Consider the following 23,018-nt stretch of genomic DNA (forward strand, 5'->3'; position numbering starts at 1 on the left):
TTCATCAAACCGTACTATTCACTAGCAAATTTGTCAAAATCAGCACACATCTGTTTGGCAACACGCTCCCATGTCCAATTGGCATGAACTCGCCGTGCTGCTTTTTGTCCAGCCACAGCAGCCTCCTGCGGGTGTTCGTACAGCCACCGCATCAAATAACGCAGGTGTTCGTAATCAGGTTCCGCCCACAAACCGAAGTAGCGAACGCGATTTGATTCGATACCCTGTGCATCTACCAGACGATAATCCAGCGGAAAACTATCTTCAGGATCGAGGTACTCTGAGGGGCCACTCCAGTTTGTCGCAATCAGCGGTAAGCCTGTAGACATTGCTTCCAAACCGCAAAGACCAAATCCCTCTCCCCGAGACGGGAGAATGAATACATCCAGATCCTGCAAAAAGTTTAGTAACGCCTGTTGATTCATAAAGCCAGAAATGAATTTTATCTGCGGATGGTTGACTTCATAAGCCGCAGCTTTTGACGAACTCTTCATCAGCAAACGCACTGATTCTTGAGGAGAAAATTCGTCTTGAAATGCACGCAGTAAAACATCTATTCCTTTTCTCGGACTGAAGTCACCAAAGGTTCCAAAAGTGAAAATTTCTGAGTGACAACGGTTCAGTAAAGGAAACTGTTGTGTATCAACCCCGTGGTGCAAAACCTTAATCGGAACACGGACACCACATTCCAAAAAGCTCTCTACATTCTGCTGACAAGGGACATATTGTAATGTTACAGATTTGTTGATTTCCTCAACAAAATCTTTGGGAACTAAAGTAGATTCCCACATACAATAATTAACAATGCGATCGCATTGCAAAACGCTGGGACGAACAGCATAGTGATAGTAAAAGCCAATTCTACTCCAACTATCCAGCGGGTTAAAAAATTCCTCAAAGCCTATCGGCGCTTGGTTTTTTGTGGGTGCAATTGTAATATCAACACCAAGACTAGCAACAGCTTTCAAGAGTTGTCGCCCCACAGAACCATAGCCTTCATTGGGACGTAGTATCGAGTGCCAAATTAATTCCCTGCGTCCTGGCTGCCAAGTACTGCGAGCAAAATCAGCAATTTCCGCAGCGTTAGGTATCAAATCGTGTTGAGCCGCAGCCCCCGCTTGAGCTAATCGCTGCTGGTGATTCCAATAGACTTTTTCCCATTCTTGCCAGCGATCGCCTGCGGAAACGCAATTTTCATGCCAGTGATGAGATGCGATCGCCACTGGAATATGGCGGAGTAAATGCACCTGACTCATTCGCAACCACAAATCCCAGTCTTCATAGGCTGGTAACGATGAGTCAAAACCTCCTACTTCCAGTGCGGCACTTCTACGGTGCATTACATCAGTAGCAAAAATGTAATTTCCATAACTCAGAAGTGTCCCGTCATATTCAAATGAGTAAACTACTGGGGACGGTGACACCCCTGCTTGCACCCATTCAGAATCACCGTAAACAAGGCTGATATCTGGGTTTGCTTTCAAATACTGCAAAAGTGTACTGAGATGATTCGGTTTCCATTCGTCGTCATCATCACAGTAGGCAACGAATGTACCCCTAGCAGCGTTCAATCCTTCAGCACGCGCCGCACCTACACCATGATGCTGAGTGCGGATCGGGCGTATAGATGCTTGATGATGTATCTCTACAGGTTCATCACTACCATCATCAATAATGATGAGTTCAAAGTCTTTCTCGTCTTGCAGCAAAACAGAGTCTATTGCCCTTTGCAAGCTCGAATGTCTGTTGTAGGTGCAGATAATGACGCTGATGGTAGGGGAAGTAGAGGTAATCATCGGCAATTTTCCTGCTTAAATTAGGCGATCGAGGAGTTGGGTTAGGACTTTACGGGCATCAAAATACTCTTCGGCAATTTCTCTAGCTGCTTGACAGTGGAACTTGTAGCGGCTGTTAATTTCACCGATTCCCGCGAGTGCTTCTTCCAGGGTATTGAAGGGAATAACGCCATATCCTGTCTGATGCAACCAATCAGAAAAGCCTGTTTCTTGAACCAGTACCGGACGACCACTGGCGAGGTAAGCAGCACTCCGTTCGCTAAACCAACCGCTGCGACTAATGACATAACCATGTTTAGCGACGGTGAACTCTGCTTTTGACTGTTGAATGTAGTGCTGATAAGTCCAAGGGTCTAGGGTTGTCTCATGGGGGTCTTGTAGTAACCAGCCTTTACTTGCAAGTAGCGATCGCGGTGCTGTTGGGCTACCTACGGCTAACTCAAAAATAGATTCACTCTTTTGGGGTAAATCTAAGTAAGGCTCAAAAGAATCAGACTTCATGCCATATTTTTGCCCATTGTATTCACGGGCTGGGTAACTGTCCCAGAGCATGACCGTGGTAAACTTTCCTGGTTCGATTCCTGGTGTGGCAGGCCAAGCATTTAAGAAAATAGGATGGCGCGTAGCTTGCCAAGGTAGTCCATCATTGGGGATGGTAGAGCGATTGTTGTCGATATTTTCCCCAAAGCTCAAGAAAGCTGTGTGTTGCTTGGCTAAATTTAAAGCTGCTGGATTAATTAAATGCCGAATCTGGGTAAAAACTGGATCTTTATCGATAAATGCACGTGCGGGAATTTCCATCAACCAAGGACGCAGGGGATTTACGCCAGAGAAGTTCAAAACCACATCGGCAGTAGCACAGATGTCTAAAATATGATTAGCGCAGGAGCCATGCCAAGTGGTTGTGTGAGCATCGTAATATGCCCAGCGATCGCCTAGTCCAACTTTGGCAAAAATCCGCGTTGCAAATTCCAGCCCGTAGGTCGGATCTGTATCCATCACACCTCTTACTGGGTCATAGCAAGAGGGATAGTCATCGCTATCTTCAACGAAGTAGACATCATGTCCCAAGCTGGCAAGACCTAAGAGGTAGTGTAGATCGCTCCAAGCCATGCCACCTATAGGGCCGCGCACGATGTAGCCAAGTACGATAATCCGCAGGCGGTTGACTGGATCGGAATTGTTAAAACGTAGGCTAGTCATGACGACCTCCTGAAGATAGGGCGGCATCAAGCAGTTGGCTGAGTACTAGATTCGAGTCGAAATACTCGTGAGCGATGTTAAGTGCTGCTGTTGTGTGCCATGTATAATTTGCCTCGACTTCATGGATAGCTGCGATCGCTTCTTCCTGTGTTGTAAATGTCAAAATCCCTTTTCCTACTGGCAGGATGCTACTAAAGCCAGTATCTTGAACAACCACAGGACGAGCCGCAGCCAAGTAGCAAGCAGAACGGCAACTAAACCAACCACTGGCCATTGCTACGTATACGTGTTTAGCTGGGGAAAGTTCACCGCGTGAGTTAGCGATAAATTTCTGATAACTTTCTGGTGTCAATGTTGCACTAGGCGCGTCTACTACTTTCCACCCGGCAGTTGCTATTTCCTCTAGGGGAGCTTTTACGCCACCTACCGCCACACTCAGGGGTACATTTGTCTGTTGGGGTAAAGTCAGTAATTTCTCAAACTCAGCGCCTTTGCTGTTATACTCTACGTCTTTGTAGATCAGCTTTCCTTTGAAGGCGTTCCAAGTCATTACTGTCGTCCACGCTCCGTTTTGGGGTGGTGGAACAGAGGCGACACGCTGCCACAAATCCATGACAACTGGCATTCGTGTTGTCTGCCATGTAAAATCTACCTTAGGGATGAGGCAATCTGCGTTATAAATGTTCTCTGCATAAGTAAAGTGTCGGTCATGGGCTGCTACGGAATCGCACCATCGCTCGACGTTCTCTGACCAAGCAAAGCGTTCACTGAGCATCAGTTGGTTGTAGCCGGGATCGGTGTCGAGAAAGATTTTCACGCACCGTGAGGAGAGGCGATCGGGAATTATGCACGCTCCACTGACATTGAGGAATACATCAGATGTCCGTGCTACTTCGGTGAATTCTGCCAGACTCATGCCGAAACTGGTTGAATGTAGGTGCAGGTAATGCCAGCGGTCTTTCAGTTCTGGCGCGTACTGTTCCCAGAATTCTTGAATGTATTGTGCGGAGTAGCTAGGGTCTGAGGTATAAGTTTTATCAATGGGATGATACGGCCAGCTCCAAGTGTCTTCGTGATAGTATACGTCGTGTCCCAATCGCGCCAGCCCGATGGCGTACTGGAGATAATCCCACGCTACTCCACCGACTGGATACAAGCCGACTAGTCCTGTGACGATGATGCGAAGTTTTGAAGACATTGGCAGCTACTTAGTAATGGAAGGAGGCTGGGGGGGCAGGGGGATGAGGGGGACAAAGGGCACAAGGGCAACAAGGAGGACAAGGAGGACAAATGACAAATGACAAATGACCAATGACTATTGACTGTTGACTCAGGATTAAGCAGCTATTAAATTGATCAGTCGTCCATCTTCAATTTCCATCCGCATATCGCAAATGTCTAGGGTACTCAAGCGGTGGGCGATCATAAAGGTGGTGCGTCCACGTACAAGTCGTTCCATCGCTTCCATGATTGCGGTTTCGGTTTTGGTATCAACGGAACTGGTGGGTTCGTCAAGGATTAAGATGGGAGCATCTTTAAGGAAGGCGCGGGCGAGGGAAATTCGCTGACGTTCGCCACCGGAAAGGCACATACCACGTTCGCCAACTTGAGTTTCGTAGCCTTGGGGTAGTTTGGAAATGAACTCATGAGCGTTGGCTGCTTTGGCTGCGGCAATAATTTCGCGATCGCTCGCATCTGGTTTAGCATAGGCTATGTTCTCGGCTATAGTAGTTGAGAACAGTACAGGCTCCTGTAAAACGATCGCAAATTGGTTACGCAAATCGGCGAGTTTGTAGTCTCGTAAGTCAACGCCGTCGAGCAAAATTTGACCACTGCTGGGATCGAAGAACCGCATCAGCAGGTTTACTAAAGTTGTTTTACCTGCACCGGTTCTCCCAGCAATGCCTAAGTGGGTTCCGGCGGGAATTTCAAAGGATATCCCCTGCAAAACTTGGTTGTTATTAAAGGCGAAGGAAACATTGTGGAAGCTGACTGCACCTAAAGCACGAGTAATCGGTTGGGCATTTTTGCTCTCAATTACATCTGGTGCTTGATCGAGAAGTAAGAAAGCTCTCTCCGCACTCGCAAGCGATCGCTGTAGCCCTGTGACTTGATTACCGATTGATTGCAATGGCCCATATAGCTGTGTAATATATGCCTCTACTACCAGCAGTTCACCCAAAGTCAAAATACCTGTTTGAACGTGTCGCACGCCCATAAACAGAATGACAGCATATCCCAGAGCAGTTATTAGGTTAATGAGGGAACTGACAAAATTTTGAATGGCAACGACGCGGATACGTATCCAAATTGCTTTACTAAAGTTGCTGACAAAGCGTTGCCGTTCTCGTTCTTCCCTTCCAAAAGCCTTGACGACTCGAACTGCTCCTAACACCTCCTGAACCACTGACATTGCTGAACTTTCAAACTTTTGATAGTCAAGCCATTGAGTCCGCAAGCTGCTGCTGGAAATCCTTGTCACTAAAAACAAAAAGGGTGAAACTAACAGCGCAATCAAAGCTAATTGCCAGTCAATTAGGGCAGTTACATAGAACATACCCACAAGCCACAAACTGGTAATAAATAACGGTACAATGCCGTCAATCGTTGTCCATTGGATAGCCGGGGCATCGTATTGGATGCGGTATGTGGAGTCGAATGTACCTACGGAATCATGGTAAGAAAGTGAGACACGTTGAGCGTGATGCAACAGGCGGGCCCGGAAGTCCAGAACCATCTTTTCGCTGGTATAGGTTCGCAGTAACGAACTTGCCAGCCCCAGCAGTGGGCGCAGTATGGCAATGAATACTACTAAACTAGCAGCAAATACAAGTACAGCGGTTTTGGAATCTGTCCAAGTCACTGGTAGCAGTGCATTTAAGAAGCTAGGAAGCGGTTGCGAGCCGATAACGTTGTCAACAACAATCTTTAATGGTAAAGGCGTAAGTAAAGCCAGGGGAGTTGACAGCAGGTCGAGGAGAAAAGTACCGACAATGTGAAACCAGTATGGTCTTACTTGAAGTAACAAGCGTCGATAGATATGCAAATCTATATTGAACTTCGAGGTAGTCATTATGGCTGTAAGATCGGACTTTGGGCGACAGATTTGTTATTAGCGACTTGTATCGGCAGCAGATAGACTCTTTTGGCAATGCTTTCCAACACTTGGTAGAGAACACGTCCGAGTTGGATGTTCTGGTAGAGGATGACACAAGCGTTGAATATACTGAGTGTAACTGTAATTGCTGCTACTTCTGGCATTCCCAGAAGCATTGCCAAAATTGTGAACAGACAATAACCAACCATAGCCATAGTAGCTAACTGTGACATTCTCAGGGCACATCGCACTCTCAGAACTCGTTTGTTACCTCCATGATTTTCAGCACACATTTTCAGCTGCACTTTTGACCAAATCCCCTGAGAAATCTCTAAATCCCAGTCACTCCAGCCTTGATCTATAACAATGAAATATTTGTAGGCTATGAGTAAATCCATGACTTTGTGCAGCAGGGTCTCTTTCTCCATTCCTGTTTCTGTCCAATAGGACAATTCATAGCCGCGATCGCCCCAGGAAATATTGATTTTGGATGCTGGCGAATCAAAGTTGATTAAATCTGCTTGAGTTAATGTTTGAGTCATGTGCTTAAAACTTCTGGTATTTAAATTTACAGTTCATCAAAGTTTATCGGTTGCGCTTTCGTCAGTTCCTTAATCCGCCATTTGTAGCGCTCTACACTACGCACAAGTGGCCCCAGGTAAATCAGTAGCGCCACAAGCAACCTTGCTCTTAATCCCACAAATCGGGAATCAATCCGTGCTTGTATAGCACCTGCGACACACCAGCTAACAGAGATGAGGAACATTACCGCACTCAGCCAGGGGCGATCGCCAGATAAAAGTGCAGACACAAACAAAAGAAAAGCTACTACATTCCATTCCAGTGTTAGGGGGAGGTAAGAAATCAGAGAAGCGGAAGGTTCGTACAGAGTTTGAAACAGACCGCCACCAAACACCCCAGAATAGATAACTGGTTGACCAATACGCACAAATGCGGATAAATCTCCGTAAATTCTTCCCAGCCAAGAAGGCTGTCCCAAAAGGTTAAACCGGAAAGGATGCTTAAAATAAACCAGTGCTTCGGCTTTGCCATAGCCTTTTTGCTGTTTGAGATAGGCCTCTACTGTGTTCCGGCGAAAATGCCAAACAATTGCCGCTGGGCTAAAGCCAATCGTGTAACCTTTATCTTGCAGTCGCCAGCAGATATCGACATCATCACCAGCAGTACGAAATATCGGGTTGAAGCCGTTAATTTCTTGTAGAACCTCCCGACGAAAAGCCATGTTGCAGCCAGCAATATGTTCGGCTACTTCATCACTCACAAGGATGTGGGTAGGTACGCCGGGGGAGACAGCAACACAGGCGGGAACCAAAGATTCCTCTGGGGGAGATAAGTTAGGCCCGCCGACGGCGGCTAGACCTGAGGAGAGAAACTTAGCCACCAGATAGGTGAGCCAGTCTGGATCTACCATACAATCAGAATCGGTATAGGCGACAATCTCGCCAGTGGCGGCGGCGAGACCGACGTTGCGGGCGACGCTTAATCCCTTGTTTTCTTGGCTAATGAGGCGTACATAGTCGTAACGCTGAGTAATTTCTAAAGTGCGATCGCTCGATCCATCGTTAACGACGATGACTTCATAGTTGGGATAGTTGAGTTCTTGGAGCGAGGCTAGACAACTATCCATCGTGCGTTCAGCATTGTAAGCGCAGACAATGACTGAGACTTTGGGATACTTGGGTAATATTGGCGGTAGAGGGGCTGTGTAATGCTGCTGTACTGTATGGAAAGCGGGCTTTTTCAGCCGTTCAGCTTCCACTAAACCAAAAGCCCAGTCTTGAATCGCATATCCACCAGTAAACCACTCATCTGTCCAAGAAAAGACTACCGTTCCTGCTGCTCCCATCTCAAAACTAGATGACAGCTTTTGAGCGAGAATTTCGGCTTGGGCTTGGGTTCCCTCACGTATCGAGTCAACACCAAACTCACTCAGCACTAAAGGTTTATCTTCGGCTAAATTATGGAGTCGTGAGAGGTAGCGACGAAAATCTGTTTCTTTATGCAGGTAGACGTTAAAGCACGAGAAATCTGTAAAGTTAATATTTAAATACTCTGTAGAAGGGTAATTGGCATAGCTCACCAAACCGTCGGGATCGCCATCTTTTGCTACTGCCATTAACTCTTTGATAAAAGCCCGAACTCTTTTTGCTCCGTGCCACCGCACAATATCTGGAGGAATTTCGTTACCCACCAAATAGGCAAAGGTGGCGGGATGATCTCGACAGACTTTAACTGCTTGGGCAATGGAGTTACGAACTTCTGCCTTGACAGTAGAAGAATCAAGAAAGGCGACATGCTGAGTCCAAGGTATACCGATTAACAGCCTGAGACCGGAGATTGCAGCTAGATCCAAAAGCCAATCAGGTGGAACGGTATAAGTACGTAAACAGTTAGCCCCCATTTCTGCCATCAAGGCAAAGTCTTTTTCGACAACTAGTTTTTCTGGAAAAGACTCACCGTGGGTACCGATGGAGAAGGGGCCGTAACTAACTCCTTTGAGAAAAAACTTTTTATCTCCAAGAAAGAAAAATTTTCCTTTTACTGTTACTGTCTCCCTATCTGCAAGGGGTTCAGGACAGAAACCAGAAGGTGGTGAAGTCAAGTCTTGCAAATTACCCTCCCCACAATTCACTGCAAATTTGTTCCCTTGCTGCCGACAATGTCAGTTTCCATCTTCAACAGAAGCTGCTTGGCGTTTAGGTGAACTCCCGCAGCGCAACTGGCACAAGCAAGTCACCGAAAGCAGACTTCTTTGTTGTGGGAAATACCACACTTCTTTTATCAAATAACAGGTCTGTTTGCGATCGCGTTCAGGAAAATGTATAACTTAACGTAGACGTAACGTCTACGTTGGGTTATTGAGCAAATTTAATCTGTCGCGCCCACTGCGCTTTTATAATCGCAGAGTTCAAAACTTGCTGCTCTTACAGGCAATAACAACGTTTCCAAAATTGTCTCTCGCACAGGGGAACTCACTTCACAACTGCTGTTGAAGCAATCCACCAGTAATCGGTTAGCAATATAGTACTGTTTGAGCAATTCTTTTTGCTGTTCGCTGAATTGCCATTGCTGACCAATATTGCGATATCGCAGCATCACAAACCTCAATGTTTCCATCCAAGCTTGACCTTTAGTATTCCACCATTCCTTTAACCTTTCTTTGCCTTGATCTGGGGATGGGAGTTTTTCTTTAAGTTGTTGCAGCAATAGCTGTAATTCAGGGTTAAAAATCAGAGTTTGGTTTTCACAAAGGGTAAAGCTGAGGGCAATAACTCGATCCAAAGCCGGATCGTTAGGTAGGGCTTGGCTTAAGTACAATGCACACTTAAGAGCCAAATCTATTTTCAAATCAGGGGCAAGATTACTAGCAAGCCGGGGATCGATAGCAATACACAAAGCTTGGTTATCAGTTAACATCAAATCTTTGGGAAGCACTAGTGTGAGATAAAAGGCGCGAATAGCGGCTGATTTGTAGGGAGCCTGAACTGAAAGAGACTTCTGGTGGAGCCAGGTAAGGAACTCCTGCAATTGCTCATCAAAGGCAACCAGCCCATCAATATGTTGCTTCATTAACTGCAACAAATAAGTGGCATTATTTAACATGCCAGCTGTCAGTAAAAAGACATTGCGCCAACGGGGTTCAGTCACATGACTGACCAGATCGATGAGTTTTTCTTTTAATATCTGTGGTTCAGTATTAGCAACAATATCTCTAGCCGTTAAATACTCTTGAAAAGCTCGATAAGAGAATGAGTAAATTAAGTGCGCCCGCTCTATCATTAGTCCATGTACTTCAAACAATTTTAGTAATTCTTCACTGTTGAATTGCCGTAATTCCGTCTCAGTTGGTACATTCGGTAAGTTACGCAAAAATTCGTCGATGTAGTACTCGACATGACTTTGGGTAAAAAAGTAACAATCTTGTTTAAAGGTAATGGCAGCAATCTGACTCAGCAGTTTAAGTTTGTGGAGTGAAGAAAAACTGTAAACGCGATCGCGTTTAACACCCCTGGCTTCATCACAGTGGTAAAGCAAAATTTTCAATGCTTCTTTATAAAGTTCCAGCCGTCTAGTTGGAAAGTCTAAATGGACTTGAAACACACAACAAACTAGGTTAAGCAAAAGCGGTGTCACGGTTAGTTCTCGAATTTCTCGATTTTCCCATAACTGTAACTTTTGCATGAGCTGGCAAGTCTTAGCCTTTGCTAACTCTAAGGAATTCCTACCAACATTGATAAACCACTTTTGGATAAATGCTTCAATTTGCGCCTGGTTAAAATCTGCAATTTCCATCTCGGTAAATCCGGCAAACTGGTACTGTAGAGCAGCAATTCGACAGGTAATAATCAACTGATTTTTGTAATATTCCTCAGAGAAATTGCAAATAATTTTTATAATTTCCGCGCTCTCATCTTCGGGAATTTCATCTAAACCATCCAGCAAAATTAACATTCTGCCGTGGGCAAGTATTGTTTGGATGTCCTGGGCGGAAGTGCCGAAGCCAGCGAAAGCTTGATTAATATAATTCAACAAACTATAGTTGCCTATAACTCTTGCATCCTCGGCAAAATTTCTCAAGCGGATAAAAATCGGTATTTTATCTGATAGTAATTTACCTCGATCGCATTGAGTGGCAATATATTGCAAAAATGTAGTTTTACCAGACCCTGGTTTACCTAGAAGCATCAGTTTGGGGTAAGTTGTCACTGCTTGGAGCGCACTTACTCCTTCCTGGCAAACTTGAGCTAAATCAAACCGATCGAATTCTTCGGGAACAAAGCCTTGCAAGTCAATGATATTTGACCATCTTTGGCTTGTAATCTGAGTGAGAATATTGACGTTTACATAGATGTCTTCTAACTGAATTGGTTGGGCAATATCTAACAACCGCGTAGTAGCACATTGGGCTTGAATTTTATCGCTGCGGCGCGATCGCGTAATTTGCACCAAGGTATCAATATCCTCGCCGCTGTCGCCATCCTGGTTATGTTCTTGAGTCAGTAAACTCTGATTCGGTAACTCAGCAATCTCTTGCCAATTCAAGCCGAGTTGAAAGCAGATCTCCATAAAACTCTGACGCTCAATCGGCTTACCTGTAAAAAATTTCCAAATTGGCTGGCGAGTTTCCAGTCCTACTTCACTAGCTAAATAATCTTGCGTCCATTCCCTGACTTGAAAAGCCTTTTTTGCTTTCTCGATACCTGTTATAGATGCTTTTAATGAACGTCGTGCCATAAACTAGACTTTAAACCTCCAGATATTGTCAATTGAGAGCCACAAATTTACTCTCTTGATGTGTCTGTATTGATTTGTCTGTTATTTTTGTGATTTTTTAATGCAGCAGCCTGTACCCCAAGAAAAAACAGGCTAATTTCATAGATTTTTATAAGTAAAAGTTTTATACTTATAAATCCTCTCAGTTATTTGAGATGTTTAAGCATTATCTAAAAACTAAGTAGGTCTGCGTTAAAAATGGTTGTTATAAAAAAAGCAGATGGTGCAACCCCTTGGTGCAGCAGCCGCCAACATGACAGATGTCCGTTGTTAGCGCCTCAATCTTCGACGCTCGTAGCGTCATCCTCAGGGCAATAAGTTTTTAAGTTATTTTAGTTTTAGTTACATACTTCGTTTTTTGTGCCTCTCTACTGAATTTGTTTATATGGGAAAAACAAACAAAATATATGTATAACTCTTAACATTTTTTATCAAGAGAGTAAATTTCTCATGCTTTTTATCCTCTACCGCTATATTTTCTCAATCCTCTATCTTGAGACTGATAACAAAATTAAATTTTTTTGGCAAACGATTAGATAATTCATAGTAGATAATTCATAGTAGATAATTCATAGTAGATAATTCATAGTAATTTTACTTAAATCTTGCTCAAGATTCTGAGCAGAAAAGCTTTGTATTTCCAGCTTCTAGGCAGCTTATTTGGGCAAAAATAAATATTAGTCATATATGTATATAAAATATCAATGATCTATCCGCTGAGAAATAAGTGCTTTGATCATTTCAAAATATTTTGCTTTTACTTCGACAAGAGGGTGAGCAAGAACGACGAATTGTCCATTAATTCGCTGTTGTGAGTCAGTTTTACATCTGTAGTTTTTTCAGAGGTACACGCTTATTTAATGATTATCATTCTTATGAAAATCTGGTTTTTTGGGTTTGTTGTGCGATTTATTGTTTAGCAGCCCCATTTTGGGAACTTATACGTTAAATCATACATATTGCCGAACGCGATCGCAAACAAAGCAGGTGCATAATTTTATTTTATGAAAGGTTGTGCTGGTACCAGAAAATAAGCACAGTCAAGGTCAGCTAATGCGCGTCTAAATTGCACAACTACTCGTGGGGAAAAGTTGTTTGTTGACTGTTGTTTGTTGACTGTCGATTGTTAACAGTTAACCGTCAACCGTCAACAGCAGCCTCCGGTCAATATGCAATTTAAATGCCGAACAGCTTAGTGTTGCAAACACCTATTTCGTGCGAGAGTGGCTCGTTACGAGTCAAGGGTTTTGTAGTAAGTCAACAGAGGTTTTTTAGACAACCTGGCTTTACTTATAGGATTTGAAGCCGATGAAAATACTCGTAACTGGAACGGAAGGTTATATCGGTTCGTTGTTAGCTCCGATACTGATGCAACACGGACATGAAGTCATTGGGGTTGATACAGGATTCTACAAAGTTGGTTGGCTGTACAATGGTACCGAGCTAACTGCCAAAACCCTGAATAAAGACATTCGCCACATTACACTTGTTGATTTACAAGGTGTGGAAGCAGTTGTACATCTGGCTGAACTCTCCAACGATCCTGCCGGACAGCTATCCCCCAATGTCACCTATGAAATCAACCATCAAGGCTCAGTTCGTCTTGCTGAATTAGCTAAAACAGCGGGTGTACGTCGCTTTGTTTATACATCTTCGTGCAGTGTCTATGGCGTTGGTACTGATGACTATGTGACCGAAGAGTCCCCTGTCAATCCCCAAACCGCCTATGCAGAATGCAAAACCTTGGTAGAGCGAGATGTCAAGTTATTAGCTGATGATAGTTTCTCTCCCACCTTTTTGCGGAATGCTACAGCCTACGGCGCCAGTCCGCGAATGCGCTTCGATATTGTTTTAAACAACTTGTCTGGACTTGCATGGACGACTAAAGAAATCAAAATGACCAGCGATGGGACTCCTTGGCGTCCGTTGGTTCATCTGCTGGATATTTGCAAAGCAATTGTCTGTACACTCGAAGCACCCCGGGAGATTATTCACAACCAAATTTTCAATGTGGGTGACACTGCTAGCAACTATCGAGTTAAAGAAATTGCGGAAATCGTGGCTGAAGTTTTTACAGGATGCAAGCTTTCCTTTGGGAATACTGGTGCGGATAATCGTAGCTATCGGGTTTCTTTTGAGAAGATTAGCACTACACTACCAGAATTTAAGTGTGAGTGGAATGCGGCTAAGGGTGCGCAACAGCTGTTCGATTTGTTTAGTTCTATCGATATGTCAGCATCCACTTTTCAATTTAAAGGATTCACCCGCTTAAAGCAGCTAGAGTATCTAATTCGCACTCAGCAAATCGATCAAAATTTCTTCTGGACTAAGTGACGCTATTGACAAAAACTTCACTCAGTAGGAGCTAATCAATTATTATGGCAACTTTGCAGACATCTGTACAGAATGTTACAATGGCGAATATTTGTGGCTGTAGATTCTGTGGGTCAACGCTAAAGCATACCTTTGTGGATTTGGGAATGTCACCGCTTTGTGAAAGTTACGTGACAGCAGAACAGCTCAACCAAATGGAAGCGTTTTATCCACTCCATGTGTACGTATGCGATCGCTGTTTTTTAGTTCAACTTCAGGAATATGTAAGTCCGCAAGATATCTTCAGTCACTATGCGTATTTTTCGTCTTACTCTGATTCTTGGCTACAACATGCCAAAAATTATACCGACAAAGTCATAGCTCGCTTCGGACTTAACGCTTCTAGCCAAGTGGTAGAAATAGCTAGTAACGACGGTTACTTACTGCAAAACTTTGTATCAAAAGCAATCCCTGTTCTAGGTATAGAACCAGCAGCTAACGTTGCTGAGGTAGCGATCGCTAAAGGTATTCCCACAGTTATCAAGTTCTTTGGAGAAAACACAGCAGCTGAGTTAGCTGCTAATGGAAAGCAAGCAGATTTATTAATAGGTAACAATGTGCTTGCTCATGTACCCGATATCAACGATTTTGTCGCAGGTTGTAAAATTTTACTTCAGCCTGAAGGTGTGATTACTATGGAGTTTCCCCATTTAATGCGACTGATTGAGGGAAACCAGTTTGATACTATCTATCACGAACACTTCTCTTACTTATCATTACTCACCGTAGAGAAGATTTTTGCTGCTCATAATTTAGCTATCTTTGATGTAGAAGAATTATCAACTCATGGTGGCTCTTTGAGAATTTATGCTTGCCATATAGAGGATAATTCTAAATCTATCAGTCAGGATGTAAAAGATTTAAGAGCGCAGGAAAAAAGCGCAGGATTTCTGGAATTAGAAACTTATTTTGACTTTGCTGAAAAGGTGAAGTCAACCAAGTTTCAACTTTTGGAATTTTTAATTGCAGCTAAACGCCAAGGAAAGTCAATTGTTGGTTACGGCGCACCTGGTAAAGGTAATACTCTTTTGAATTATTGTGGAATTAGAGAAGATTTCCTAGATTACACTGTAGACCGAAATCCCTTCAAACAAGGTAAGTTTTTACCAGGAACTCATATCCCCATCTTTCATCCTGACAAGATTAAAGAAACTCAGCCAGATTATCTGTTGATTTTACCTTGGAATCTGCAAAATGAAGTCATGTCCCAGATGTCCTATGTGCGTGAATGGGGCGCTAAATTTATCGTTCCGATTCCGGAAGTTAAGGTCTATTCTTGAGCCAAAAAATAACTCAAATTTAATGTGACCTATTAAGACAAAAGGAAATTTAAGATGAAAGTAGTTTTATTTTGCGGTGGTTTAGGCACAAGATTAAGAGAATTTTCCACTAGTATTCCTAAGCCAATGGTTCATATTGGCTATAGACCAATATTGTGGCATGTCATGAAATACTATGCTCACTATGGACACAAAGATTTTATTTTGTGTCTTGGTTATAAAGCAGATGTCATCAAAAATTATTTTCTCCATTATGATGAGTGTGTTTCTAATGACTTTACTTTACAGGAGGGAGGCAGAAAAATTAAACTCGCCAATAGTGATATTGAAGATTGGAATATTACTTTTGTCGATACAGGATTGACTTCAAATATTGGGCAAAGACTCAAGGCAGTTGAAAAATACTTAGAAGGAGAAGAAGTCTTTTTAGCCAATTATAGCGACGGCTTAACAGATTTACACCTACCTAATTTAATTGATGACTTTTATCAACATAACAAAATAGCCAGCTTTTTGTGTGTAAAACCATCACAAAGTTTCCATTTAGTTTCACTAGAAGAAAATGGTTTAGTAGATGATATCCAAAGTGTTCAGGAAGCTGGTATTAGGATAAATGGTGGCTTCTTTGTATTTAAAAAAGATATATTTAAATACATGGAAAGCGGCGAAGAATTGGTGCTAGAACCATTTCAAAGGCTGATGAAAATAAAACAACTAGTAGCTTATAAATATAACGGCTTTTGGGCGTGCATGGATACTTTCAAAGAACAGCAACAGTTAGATGATATGTATTGTCAAGGTAAGGCTCCTTGGGAACTATGGAAACTCAATCAAACCAAGAAAGAATCTTTGGAATATAGCCGAATTAGTCAGTTTACAAATGGTTCTGCAATAGCAAGTTTTGCTCAAGGATAACTATCAATCTCTTTGAGAGTAGATATCTTCTCAAATGTGAATTATACTAACACCCACCCTCATTCCCTATCCTTGTAGGAGAAAAAATGAGGGTGAGTCCGAAATCTTGTACAGCAAACTCACGTTCTTTTAAGCAAGTATTTCTCAAAATATTAAAAAACTGTAGGGGCGGGGTTTACCCCATTGGTGTCAAATTAACGTGAAACCCTTGTCAAAACTCGATATCTAGCTCCCATGCTCTGCGTGGGAGCTAAAATCATCAGGCTCCGCCTCAATTTATCAGCAGACGAGGCAGCAGCCCACGAATACGCATTTTCAGACGGAAGCTGGAAACGAGTTGAAGAAGGCAGAAGGCAGACGGCAGAGGGCAGAAGGATCAAGTCAGAAGGGGATTCAAACCCCTCCTGACTTGGAGCCACCAAATTTTTAATTTGGTGGGGGTCTTAAACCCTTGTTCCCTACGGTCACGGGCAGAGGGCAGGAATCAGAATTCCCTTCTGCCTTCTGCCTCCTGCCCTCTGCCTTTCTTGATAAAAGTGGGGTTATTTATAATTTGTTGAACTCACCTTATACCAATTTAATCTGAAGTTGCACATATCTAGATCCCCCATTATCCCCCTTTTCAAGGGGGACTTTGATAGATGTTTTTCCGATTCCCCCTTTATTAAGGGGAGCCAGCGTCGTGGGAGGGTTTCCCGACTTGAGACGACTGGCGTGGGCTAGGGGGGATCGAATTCTATGCAGCTTCATAAAAAATTGGTATTAATTGGGTAATAGGTAATAGGTAATCGGAAATATCCTATTACCCATCAAGCTTTAGCTAGCTTTTCTATAGTTAGCATCTAGCCAACAGCGTGGGAGACTTTCTCCCGAAGGAAAAACTAACTCCTCTTTTTTAAAGATATCTGTTTCTTGTTCTTCTTGACCTTCCTGATCCTGTGCATGAATACTATCAATATTGGGATCAATCAATTCTTTCAAATCAACGATTTTGACTAAATCATTGGTATCTTTTAATTGTAAAAACATATAATTCACCTCACTAAATTTACTGAAGATTTAACGCCAATTAGTATTTATGGCAGAAATGGCTTACTTGTAGTAAGTACTCAAGTTGCATGTTGAACTATCAGAATTAAGCAATACTCTATTGAATAAAGAGATTGCTTATTTATGCCTTACCAGATTGTTCAACTAGTTTTTTTAACCGCATATATGCTTCTTCTGGTGTTAACGGCTCAGATTCTTTTTCGTTCGGAATGTAATATTGCCTGTTATCAGGAAAATAACGCACTACAAAACTAGGAATCAAACCCAACTCCAAAGCTTTTTTACCTAGGGTTTCGGCTGTTTGGGCTAGGGTAAATTCATCGTGAAACTGATATTTATTCATGTCCTTTAACTACTCAAAGAGGATACTGCAAGAGCCAGTATGGACACTTAAAGTAGAGATGTTAAAACTCGCGTTGGAATTTTTCTAAAATATCTACTAAACTTACCTGGCATTGCAAGGGTAGTAAATCGATCAAGGGAATTTCTTTCCTCCCACCACCAATTTTAACAGGAATTGATGCTAATACGGCCATAACTCGGTCTTCATTGACCGTATTAGAAGTAATTAAGGGATACAGCTGTTCGGCAACAAAGGTATGCAGTTTGGCATTAGATAAATAAAGATGCCACTTAGCGATATCTATATAAACATTTTCCCCAATTTCGGCTGCTAGGGCTTCTAGCACTTCTGTGGTGTTAGTCTTAGCCATAAAATGACCCCATATTAACAAAGAGCGCTAACTCTCAGGCTTTCTATTATTATCGCTCAATTAGTCAGGCTAACTCTACAGCCACAGGTTACATCACCCTAGCATCCTTAGTCTATATTTAGGTAGATTTTGGCGGGGTATCGGAATAATTGGCGATCGCACTGATATATATCAGATGTACTAACAAGACAACGAGCCAACTTACTGTCACCCAAGGCAGCCATTCCCAGTTAGCTGCTTTGAGATTGTGGGCAAACCACAGCCCAGAATTAATTGTAGCGGCGATCGCTACATGTACAGCAAAATTCATTCTGTCATCTATCTTACGGTAGGCTGGGTCTTGGCGATCGGGTTTAGTAGGCCAACGAGGAGGCATAAATATTTGTTACATAATTCAACATACCCTAATCATTCTAAGATTGTTAGGGGGTTAATTAACGGCAAATTTACTGTGAAACTGAACCTCAGTACTACCAGTACAGGAAAATAAAAGTCAGCCAACTATTGAAAATGTGTAAAATCTTGGCAAAAAGCTAATTACGAATTCTATGCAGCAATACTAGTTCGGAAATCCGCCCTGAGCAATTTTCTCACGGACGGTGACGACATGGCTGATGAACGGGAATTTCTATAACAAACTCACTTCCCTGTTCTAGTGCAGACTGACAGTACAGCTTGCCATTGTGATTACTCGCCACAATTTGATAACTAATCGATAAACCTAAGCCTGTTCCTTTGCCGACTGGTTTGGTGGTAAAGAAAGGGTCAAATAACTTCGCTTGTACTGTTTCATCCATCCCTGAGCCGTTATCACTAATGTGAATTGAGATGGCTTTGTCTGCCAAGGCTTGCGTCACAATACAAATTGTGGGATTGGTTTTGTGTGGTAGTTTGCGATCTTCTAGGGCATCGATCGCATTTGATAAAATATTCATGAACACCTGATTGAGTTGACCTGGGTAACATTCAACCAAGGGTAACGGACTGTAATCTTTTATTACTTCGATGCCGGAAAAGTCAGGTTTGGCGCTGAGGCGGCTTTGCAGGATCAGCAGTGTACTTTCCAGACCCTCATGCACATCTACTGTTTTAAACTCAGCTTCATCCAGACGGGAGAAGTTGCGTAGAGATTGCACAATTCCCCTGATGCGTTCTGTTCCTACTTGCATGGAACTGAGCAATTTGGGAAGGTCTTGCTTGAGAAATTCCAGGTCAATGTCTTCCACTGCTGTCTCGATTGTGACTGTGGAATGGGGATATTGTTGTTGGTAAAGGTCGATTAATTGCAGCAAATCCTGAGTGTAGCTGTCAACATAAGTCAAATTGCCGTGAATAAAGCTGACTGGATTGTTAATTTCGTGAGCAACACCTGCGACTAACTGTCCCAAACTTGACATTTTCTCAGTTTGAATAATTCGCATTTGAGCTTGCTGCAAGTCTTGGATAGCTTTCTCCAAATCTTGGGCTTGCTGCCGTAGTTGTGCTTCTGACTCCAGTAAAGCAGTTTCTGCTTGCTGGCGCTGCGCTACTTCTTGTTCGAGTTGCTGATAAGCCTCTACTCGTGTAGCCGCCGCTTGAATTGTCTGAGCCAAGAATTTGATTTCGTTATTTGGCAATCCACTGGGCATGACAAAATGGTCAATGCTTTGACTATCGGTGACGGCTTTATTTAAAGTTTGGAGTGGATGTAAGACAAATCGCTGAATCATCATTGTCATCAGCACCAGAATTGCTGACATGCCAATGAGTAGGGTAACGGTAGAGGTAGAGAAGCTTTGCCAAGCTTGCTGTTGCAGTTCTTTGACATCAAGAATAGCGATCGCTAATCCACGTCGGTTTGTCTGAGCAAATAGTGTGCTGCTAAATGGTAAAATTTGGACTAATACAGGTTTAGCGCCGATTGTAGTTCTAAAACTCATGTCCAAACCCGTTTCCGAAGCCTGTTTTAAGCTCTGAGCTAATTCTGGATGAATAGAATTATAGGGCGGGCTTTGTAATTCTGCTCCACTCCGAGCCAGAGTTTGTCCATCTGGACTAACGATCGCAACTTCCACCACAGTTGGCAATGTGGCATAATTTTGTACCACTCGCTTGATAATGCTCGTATTCCCCAGTTCGATTAATCCTTCGGTGGAAAAACCAACTCCCTGGGTAATTGATTGGGCACGTTGTTCTAGCTCAATCTCTAGCTTGGATTGAATTAAGAAGTAGTTGAATCCCAATGTGGTTAAGCCAACGGTTGCTAGAGAAATACCAAAACCTATCAGTAGTTGGTGGGATAAGTGATTTTTAGATGACTGGCTCATGACTTCCATCCCGCCATTGCTTCATTGACAAGTGCGGTATTAATCTCTACATCTTGCCGAATCACTCGACCATGACGCGGATCTGCTTGCAGCAGTTGCAAAATTTCTGCCTTTGCGGAATTGAGACGACCATTTGCAGCAAACATCCGCCGATTCAAAGTCATATCACCTTTTTTTAATCCAGCATAATCACTGGCAAAAGCTTCTCCAGTTTGTCCGAGTTTCTCCCCAACAGTTTTAAACACCTTTGTTGGCTGAGTTTCTACGGCGTGCATCACGTCAAACCATGCCAGCATAAATTGCTTGAGTTCCGCCTTTTTCGCTTTCACCGTACTGTCACTGGACATCAAGATATCAATCACCAGACTGTCTACTTGCTTGGTGGTATGAATCACATTGCCCTTGATGTTCTTTGCTGTCTCCCCTAGCATCGGTTCCCACAGTACAGCAGCATCGATCGCACCTGTCTTAATTTTCTCGGCGGCTACATCATTGGAGTAATCGAGAATTTTTACCTCGGCAGGTTTGATTTGATGGGCTTTTAAAGCTTCTAGTAAAATTAAATGGTTGACGGTTCCTAACTTTGCTCCTACTTGTTTACCGCGCAAATCTTTTAGTGATTTAATTTCTGGCTTGGCAACAATTCCATCGGCTCCCGCAGAAATATTGGTCGTCATTAATACCACAGGTTTACCATTACCTGGATCAACTTGCATCACATCCCAGAAAGAAACAAATGCTGCATCTAACCCACCGCGAATCACTGCCCGACTGGAATCTTGCTGGTTATCAAATTGTACCAACTCCACCGCTAGCCCCCGTTGCTGGAAAATTCCTGCGGGTTCGGCATAGCGTGCAATATCAAACCCCGCCCAGCTTGTAATTCCTACCCGGAGAGGTTTGAGAGATTGGTTTTGCCCAAAACTACAGGCATTAGTTATAAAAGTGACGGCAAGGGCGATCGCAAACAAATACAAAAAGGTAGGCTGAATACCTAATCTCAACTTTTGCTTCCACCAGATACCTAATGTGACGATAGTTTGAGCAACTTTCATAAAATACCAATCTTAGTTTGGGAAAACTGTACTTACAACAAAGGATTCCCAAAAATATAGTTGGTATAACTCAATACTTTTGATGTAAGAAAATTACTCTGTGGAGGAAAGGGAACTGGGAACACTTCTATGAGCTTCTCAGTGCATCACAGGGAAGAGGGAACACAGAGGAGAAAAAACAGGCTAATTAAACTGTATTGTGGTATCAATTTTTCCTTCACTGACTGCTAGCAGCCATAAACATCGGGATTGATTGCTGATTCAATCAAACCCCCCACTGGAATCAAGTGCATTTTGATCTGGGCAGATTTTTGCAAGTGGAAAATGTTCGTAAGCAGACTCTATAGTTGTTAATAATTCTGTGATGTCATAGGGTTTATTGATAAAATACGCAATCCCCAAGGATGAGGCTAATTCCTCTATATGACCGTAGGCTGTAGCGAAGACTACTGCTAGATTGATGCCTTGTGCCTGGAGAGACTGATAAACTTCGGCTCCTGTTAGTTCTGGCATCCGATTATCTAAAATTAATAAGTCAGGGCGATTATTAACGATTGTGTCTAAAGCTTCTCTGCCATTCCGTGCTTCTGTTACTTCCCAGCCTTCATCCTCAAGTAAAAAAGCTAGTATCTCTCGACTATCATTGTCATCGTCTGCAATCAACACTTTGCGCTTCACTAAACTGTTGTTATTCATAAATTCTTATTAGCTATCGGTAGAGAAAAAGTGTACTGGGTCAATTCTGATTGGTCAAGATTTAATCCGGAATTTGGTATAAAACTTACTTGTACAGACTCAGAATCTAGCATATACACTAATACTTCTACTCTGCCACCTTTACCTGCACTCTCAAAAGCTAGTAAAAAATAACGAAACAGCTTGCGTAACAGACTTCTGGAATCAGCCACAACTTTAATCGGCTCTTGTTCCCAGAATGTGACAACTTCTAGTTTACGGATTGAGGCTTCAGTTGATAGCAGATCCACTAAATCGCGAATACTGTCAGTCAGGGATACAGGTTGAACTGTACCTATCTCAAATGATGCCAAACTCTGCCAAACTTCAGCACGACGGCGAAATATTTGAATTGATTTGTCGGCCTGTCGCAGTATTTGCATTGCGTAATCTAAGCGATTACTAGCTACCATACGAGAGCCAACTTCCAGCTTTAAGCGTGCTGCTTGATGGGCTTGGATAATATCCTGACGCAGTTCTTCTAGTGGTTGGTAGTCTTCAGGATGAGCATTGAGTATCCGGCGAACATCTTGTTCGATTTTGGCGATGACAAATTCTGCTTCAATACCATTGGTTGCACACTTCAATATCTCTTTGAGGCGTTGTCCTGCGTCTGGACGGCGCAGCGAGATACTAAATACGCCAATAATTTCTTGTTTGTCGTTCCTAAGCGGAATTCCTTGACAGGTAAAGGGATGAAAACCCTCAATAAAATGCTCGGCGGCGACGATTTCGACATAATCTGCTGCTGCTAGGGGTGTACCAATCCCATTGGCTCCCGCCACACCTTCCGAAAGTAGGGAACCAGGGCCAGGAAAAGGTTCTGGCCCATGTACAGTCTGCTCGTCGCCGACGACATCTAGCACAACGGCGTTGCGATCGCTTAACATGACTGCGTGACGATCAGATCCTGCCGCCTGCGATAATATTCTCGAATACGTACGTGTGGCATTAATTAGAGAACTATGTTGCTCTACCAAGCGTTCTGTATCTAAGCTTGAGAGTTTTTCTGCTTGGAGAGCGTAGGGGTTTGATCCTTGGAGGTGCGATCGCTCCCAGGCATGATAAATTGGCGATCGCAATAGATTTACAGGAATTGCACCTGTTGATTTATATACCCGTCCTGCTTCAACAGCATTCCTAGTTACAGAGGACATGGCTTTTATCTCAATTTACAATTATCTGCTTTATCTCACGTTT

General features: G+C 43.0%; 18 protein-coding genes. 3 read left to right on the forward strand and 15 right to left on the reverse strand.

Annotated elements, in window-relative coordinates:
- Positions 1–14 precede the first annotated feature (14 nt).
- The 7 genes from AACU32_RS28910 to AACU32_RS28940 all read right to left on the reverse strand — a co-directional run bounded on the left by AACU32_RS28910 (position 15) and on the right by AACU32_RS28940 (position 11,352).
- The gene (locus AACU32_RS28910) at positions 15–1,796 is read right to left on the reverse strand and encodes a glycosyltransferase (RefSeq protein ID WP_096604771.1); all 1,782 of its coding nucleotides are present in this window, start codon (positions 1,794–1,796) and stop codon (positions 15–17) included.
- A gap of 15 nt (positions 1,797–1,811) precedes the next feature.
- Positions 1,812–2,999, reverse strand: coding sequence for a glycosyltransferase (locus tag AACU32_RS28915; RefSeq protein ID WP_096604773.1), 1,188 nt, complete (start codon positions 2,997–2,999; stop codon positions 1,812–1,814).
- Positions 2,992–4,197, reverse strand: a complete 1,206-nt coding sequence (locus tag AACU32_RS28920; RefSeq protein WP_096604775.1) for a hypothetical protein — start codon at positions 4,195–4,197, stop codon at positions 2,992–2,994. Before AACU32_RS28920 ends, AACU32_RS28915 begins: the two co-directional genes overlap by 8 nt.
- Before the next feature lie 138 nt (positions 4,198–4,335).
- Complete coding sequence (locus tag AACU32_RS28925) at positions 4,336–6,072, reverse strand: ABC transporter ATP-binding protein (RefSeq protein WP_096604777.1); 1,737 nt, start codon at positions 6,070–6,072, stop codon at positions 4,336–4,338.
- Positions 6,072–6,638, reverse strand: coding sequence for a hypothetical protein (locus AACU32_RS28930; protein WP_096604779.1), 567 nt, complete (start codon positions 6,636–6,638; stop codon positions 6,072–6,074). The genes AACU32_RS28925 and AACU32_RS28930 overlap by 1 nt, the downstream gene beginning before the upstream one ends.
- A 26-nt stretch (positions 6,639–6,664) precedes the next feature.
- Positions 6,665–8,749: a glycosyltransferase gene (locus AACU32_RS28935; protein WP_339378350.1), complete on the reverse strand. Its 2,085-nt coding sequence runs from the start codon at positions 8,747–8,749 to the stop codon at positions 6,665–6,667.
- Between the two features lie 236 nt (positions 8,750–8,985).
- The gene (locus AACU32_RS28940) at positions 8,986–11,352 is read right to left on the reverse strand and encodes an NACHT domain-containing protein (RefSeq protein WP_096604781.1); all 2,367 of its coding nucleotides are present in this window, start codon (positions 11,350–11,352) and stop codon (positions 8,986–8,988) included.
- A gap of 1,347 nt (positions 11,353–12,699) precedes the next feature.
- Between AACU32_RS28940 and AACU32_RS28945 the strand changes: the two genes are divergently transcribed.
- Genes AACU32_RS28945 through AACU32_RS28955 form a run of 3 tightly spaced genes read left to right on the forward strand, consistent with a single transcriptional unit; the run spans position 12,700 to position 15,959 of the window.
- A complete protein-coding gene (locus tag AACU32_RS28945; RefSeq protein ID WP_096604783.1) occupies positions 12,700–13,725 on the forward strand; it encodes an NAD-dependent epimerase/dehydratase family protein in 1,026 nt (341 codons plus the stop codon).
- Positions 13,726–13,769: 44 nt separating this feature from the next.
- Entirely contained in the window at positions 13,770–15,044 is a 1,275-nt protein-coding gene (locus AACU32_RS28950; protein ID WP_339378352.1) for a class I SAM-dependent methyltransferase, read from the forward strand.
- A 54-nt stretch (positions 15,045–15,098) separates the two neighbouring features.
- Positions 15,099–15,959, forward strand: coding sequence for a glucose-1-phosphate cytidylyltransferase (locus AACU32_RS28955; protein WP_096604785.1), 861 nt, complete (start codon positions 15,099–15,101; stop codon positions 15,957–15,959).
- 816 nt (positions 15,960–16,775) lie between these two features.
- On the opposite strand, the gene AACU32_RS28960 is transcribed toward AACU32_RS28955, so the two are convergent.
- The 8 genes from AACU32_RS28960 to AACU32_RS28995 form a co-directional block, all read right to left on the reverse strand.
- Complete coding sequence (locus AACU32_RS28960) at positions 16,776–16,988, reverse strand: acetyltransferase (protein WP_096604787.1); 213 nt, start codon at positions 16,986–16,988, stop codon at positions 16,776–16,778.
- A 142-nt stretch (positions 16,989–17,130) separates the two neighbouring features.
- Entirely contained in the window at positions 17,131–17,352 is a 222-nt protein-coding gene (locus AACU32_RS28965) for a hypothetical protein (protein ID WP_096604789.1), read from the reverse strand.
- Positions 17,353–17,413: 61 nt separating this feature from the next.
- Positions 17,414–17,722: a DUF3181 family protein gene (locus tag AACU32_RS28970; protein ID WP_096604791.1), complete on the reverse strand. Its 309-nt coding sequence runs from the start codon at positions 17,720–17,722 to the stop codon at positions 17,414–17,416.
- Positions 17,723–17,840: 118 nt separating this feature from the next.
- On the reverse strand, positions 17,841–18,098 hold the full coding sequence (locus AACU32_RS28975) for a 2TM domain-containing protein (protein ID WP_096604793.1): 258 nt from the start codon (positions 18,096–18,098) through the stop codon (positions 17,841–17,843).
- 214 nt (positions 18,099–18,312) lie between these two features.
- Positions 18,313–20,028 carry a sensor histidine kinase gene (locus AACU32_RS28980; RefSeq protein ID WP_096604796.1) on the reverse strand — a complete coding sequence of 572 codons (1,716 nt, stop codon included), beginning with the start codon at positions 20,026–20,028 and terminating at the stop codon, positions 18,313–18,315.
- A complete protein-coding gene (locus AACU32_RS28985; RefSeq protein WP_096604798.1) occupies positions 20,025–21,083 on the reverse strand; it encodes an ABC transporter substrate-binding protein in 1,059 nt (352 codons plus the stop codon). The genes AACU32_RS28980 and AACU32_RS28985 overlap by 4 nt, the downstream gene beginning before the upstream one ends.
- Positions 21,084–21,344: 261 nt before the next feature.
- Positions 21,345–21,779: a response regulator gene (locus tag AACU32_RS28990; protein ID WP_096604800.1), complete on the reverse strand. Its 435-nt coding sequence runs from the start codon at positions 21,777–21,779 to the stop codon at positions 21,345–21,347.
- Entirely contained in the window at positions 21,776–22,975 is a 1,200-nt protein-coding gene (locus AACU32_RS28995; RefSeq protein ID WP_096604802.1) for a GAF domain-containing protein, read from the reverse strand. Before AACU32_RS28995 ends, AACU32_RS28990 begins: the two co-directional genes overlap by 4 nt.
- Between the last annotated feature and the right edge of the window lie 43 nt (positions 22,976–23,018).

The sequence above is a fragment of the Calothrix sp. NIES-2100 genome, assembly GCF_963875285.1.
Taxonomy (GTDB): Bacteria; Cyanobacteriota; Cyanobacteriia; order Cyanobacteriales; family Nostocaceae; genus Aulosira.

What these genes read in the sequence shown, in the direction of transcription:
- AACU32_RS28910 (WP_096604771.1), bottom strand. Translation starts at nt 1,796, where the DNA reads ATGATTACCTCTACTTCCCCTACCATCAGCGTCATTATCTGCACCTAC.
- AACU32_RS28915 (WP_096604773.1), bottom strand. Translation starts at nt 2,999, where the DNA reads ATGACTAGCCTACGTTTTAACAATTCCGATCCAGTCAACCGCCTGCGG.
- AACU32_RS28920 (WP_096604775.1), bottom strand. Translation starts at nt 4,197, where the DNA reads ATGTCTTCAAAACTTCGCATCATCGTCACAGGACTAGTCGGCTTGTAT.
- AACU32_RS28925 (WP_096604777.1), bottom strand. Translation starts at nt 6,072, where the DNA reads ATGACTACCTCGAAGTTCAATATAGATTTGCATATCTATCGACGCTTG.
- AACU32_RS28930 (WP_096604779.1), bottom strand. Translation starts at nt 6,638, where the DNA reads ATGACTCAAACATTAACTCAAGCAGATTTAATCAACTTTGATTCGCCA.
- AACU32_RS28940 (WP_096604781.1), bottom strand. Translation starts at nt 11,352, where the DNA reads ATGGCACGACGTTCATTAAAAGCATCTATAACAGGTATCGAGAAAGCA.
- AACU32_RS28945 (WP_096604783.1), top strand. Translation starts at nt 12,700, where the DNA reads ATGAAAATACTCGTAACTGGAACGGAAGGTTATATCGGTTCGTTGTTA.
- AACU32_RS28950 (WP_339378352.1), top strand. Translation starts at nt 13,770, where the DNA reads ATGGCAACTTTGCAGACATCTGTACAGAATGTTACAATGGCGAATATT.
- AACU32_RS28955 (WP_096604785.1), top strand. Translation starts at nt 15,099, where the DNA reads ATGAAAGTAGTTTTATTTTGCGGTGGTTTAGGCACAAGATTAAGAGAA.
- AACU32_RS28960 (WP_096604787.1), bottom strand. Translation starts at nt 16,988, where the DNA reads ATGTTTTTACAATTAAAAGATACCAATGATTTAGTCAAAATCGTTGAT.
- AACU32_RS28965 (WP_096604789.1), bottom strand. Translation starts at nt 17,352, where the DNA reads ATGAATAAATATCAGTTTCACGATGAATTTACCCTAGCCCAAACAGCC.
- AACU32_RS28970 (WP_096604791.1), bottom strand. Translation starts at nt 17,722, where the DNA reads ATGGCTAAGACTAACACCACAGAAGTGCTAGAAGCCCTAGCAGCCGAA.
- AACU32_RS28975 (WP_096604793.1), bottom strand. Translation starts at nt 18,098, where the DNA reads ATGCCTCCTCGTTGGCCTACTAAACCCGATCGCCAAGACCCAGCCTAC.
- AACU32_RS28980 (WP_096604796.1), bottom strand. Translation starts at nt 20,028, where the DNA reads ATGAGCCAGTCATCTAAAAATCACTTATCCCACCAACTACTGATAGGT.
- AACU32_RS28985 (WP_096604798.1), bottom strand. Translation starts at nt 21,083, where the DNA reads ATGAAAGTTGCTCAAACTATCGTCACATTAGGTATCTGGTGGAAGCAA.
- AACU32_RS28990 (WP_096604800.1), bottom strand. Translation starts at nt 21,779, where the DNA reads ATGAATAACAACAGTTTAGTGAAGCGCAAAGTGTTGATTGCAGACGAT.
- AACU32_RS28995 (WP_096604802.1), bottom strand. Translation starts at nt 22,975, where the DNA reads ATGTCCTCTGTAACTAGGAATGCTGTTGAAGCAGGACGGGTATATAAA.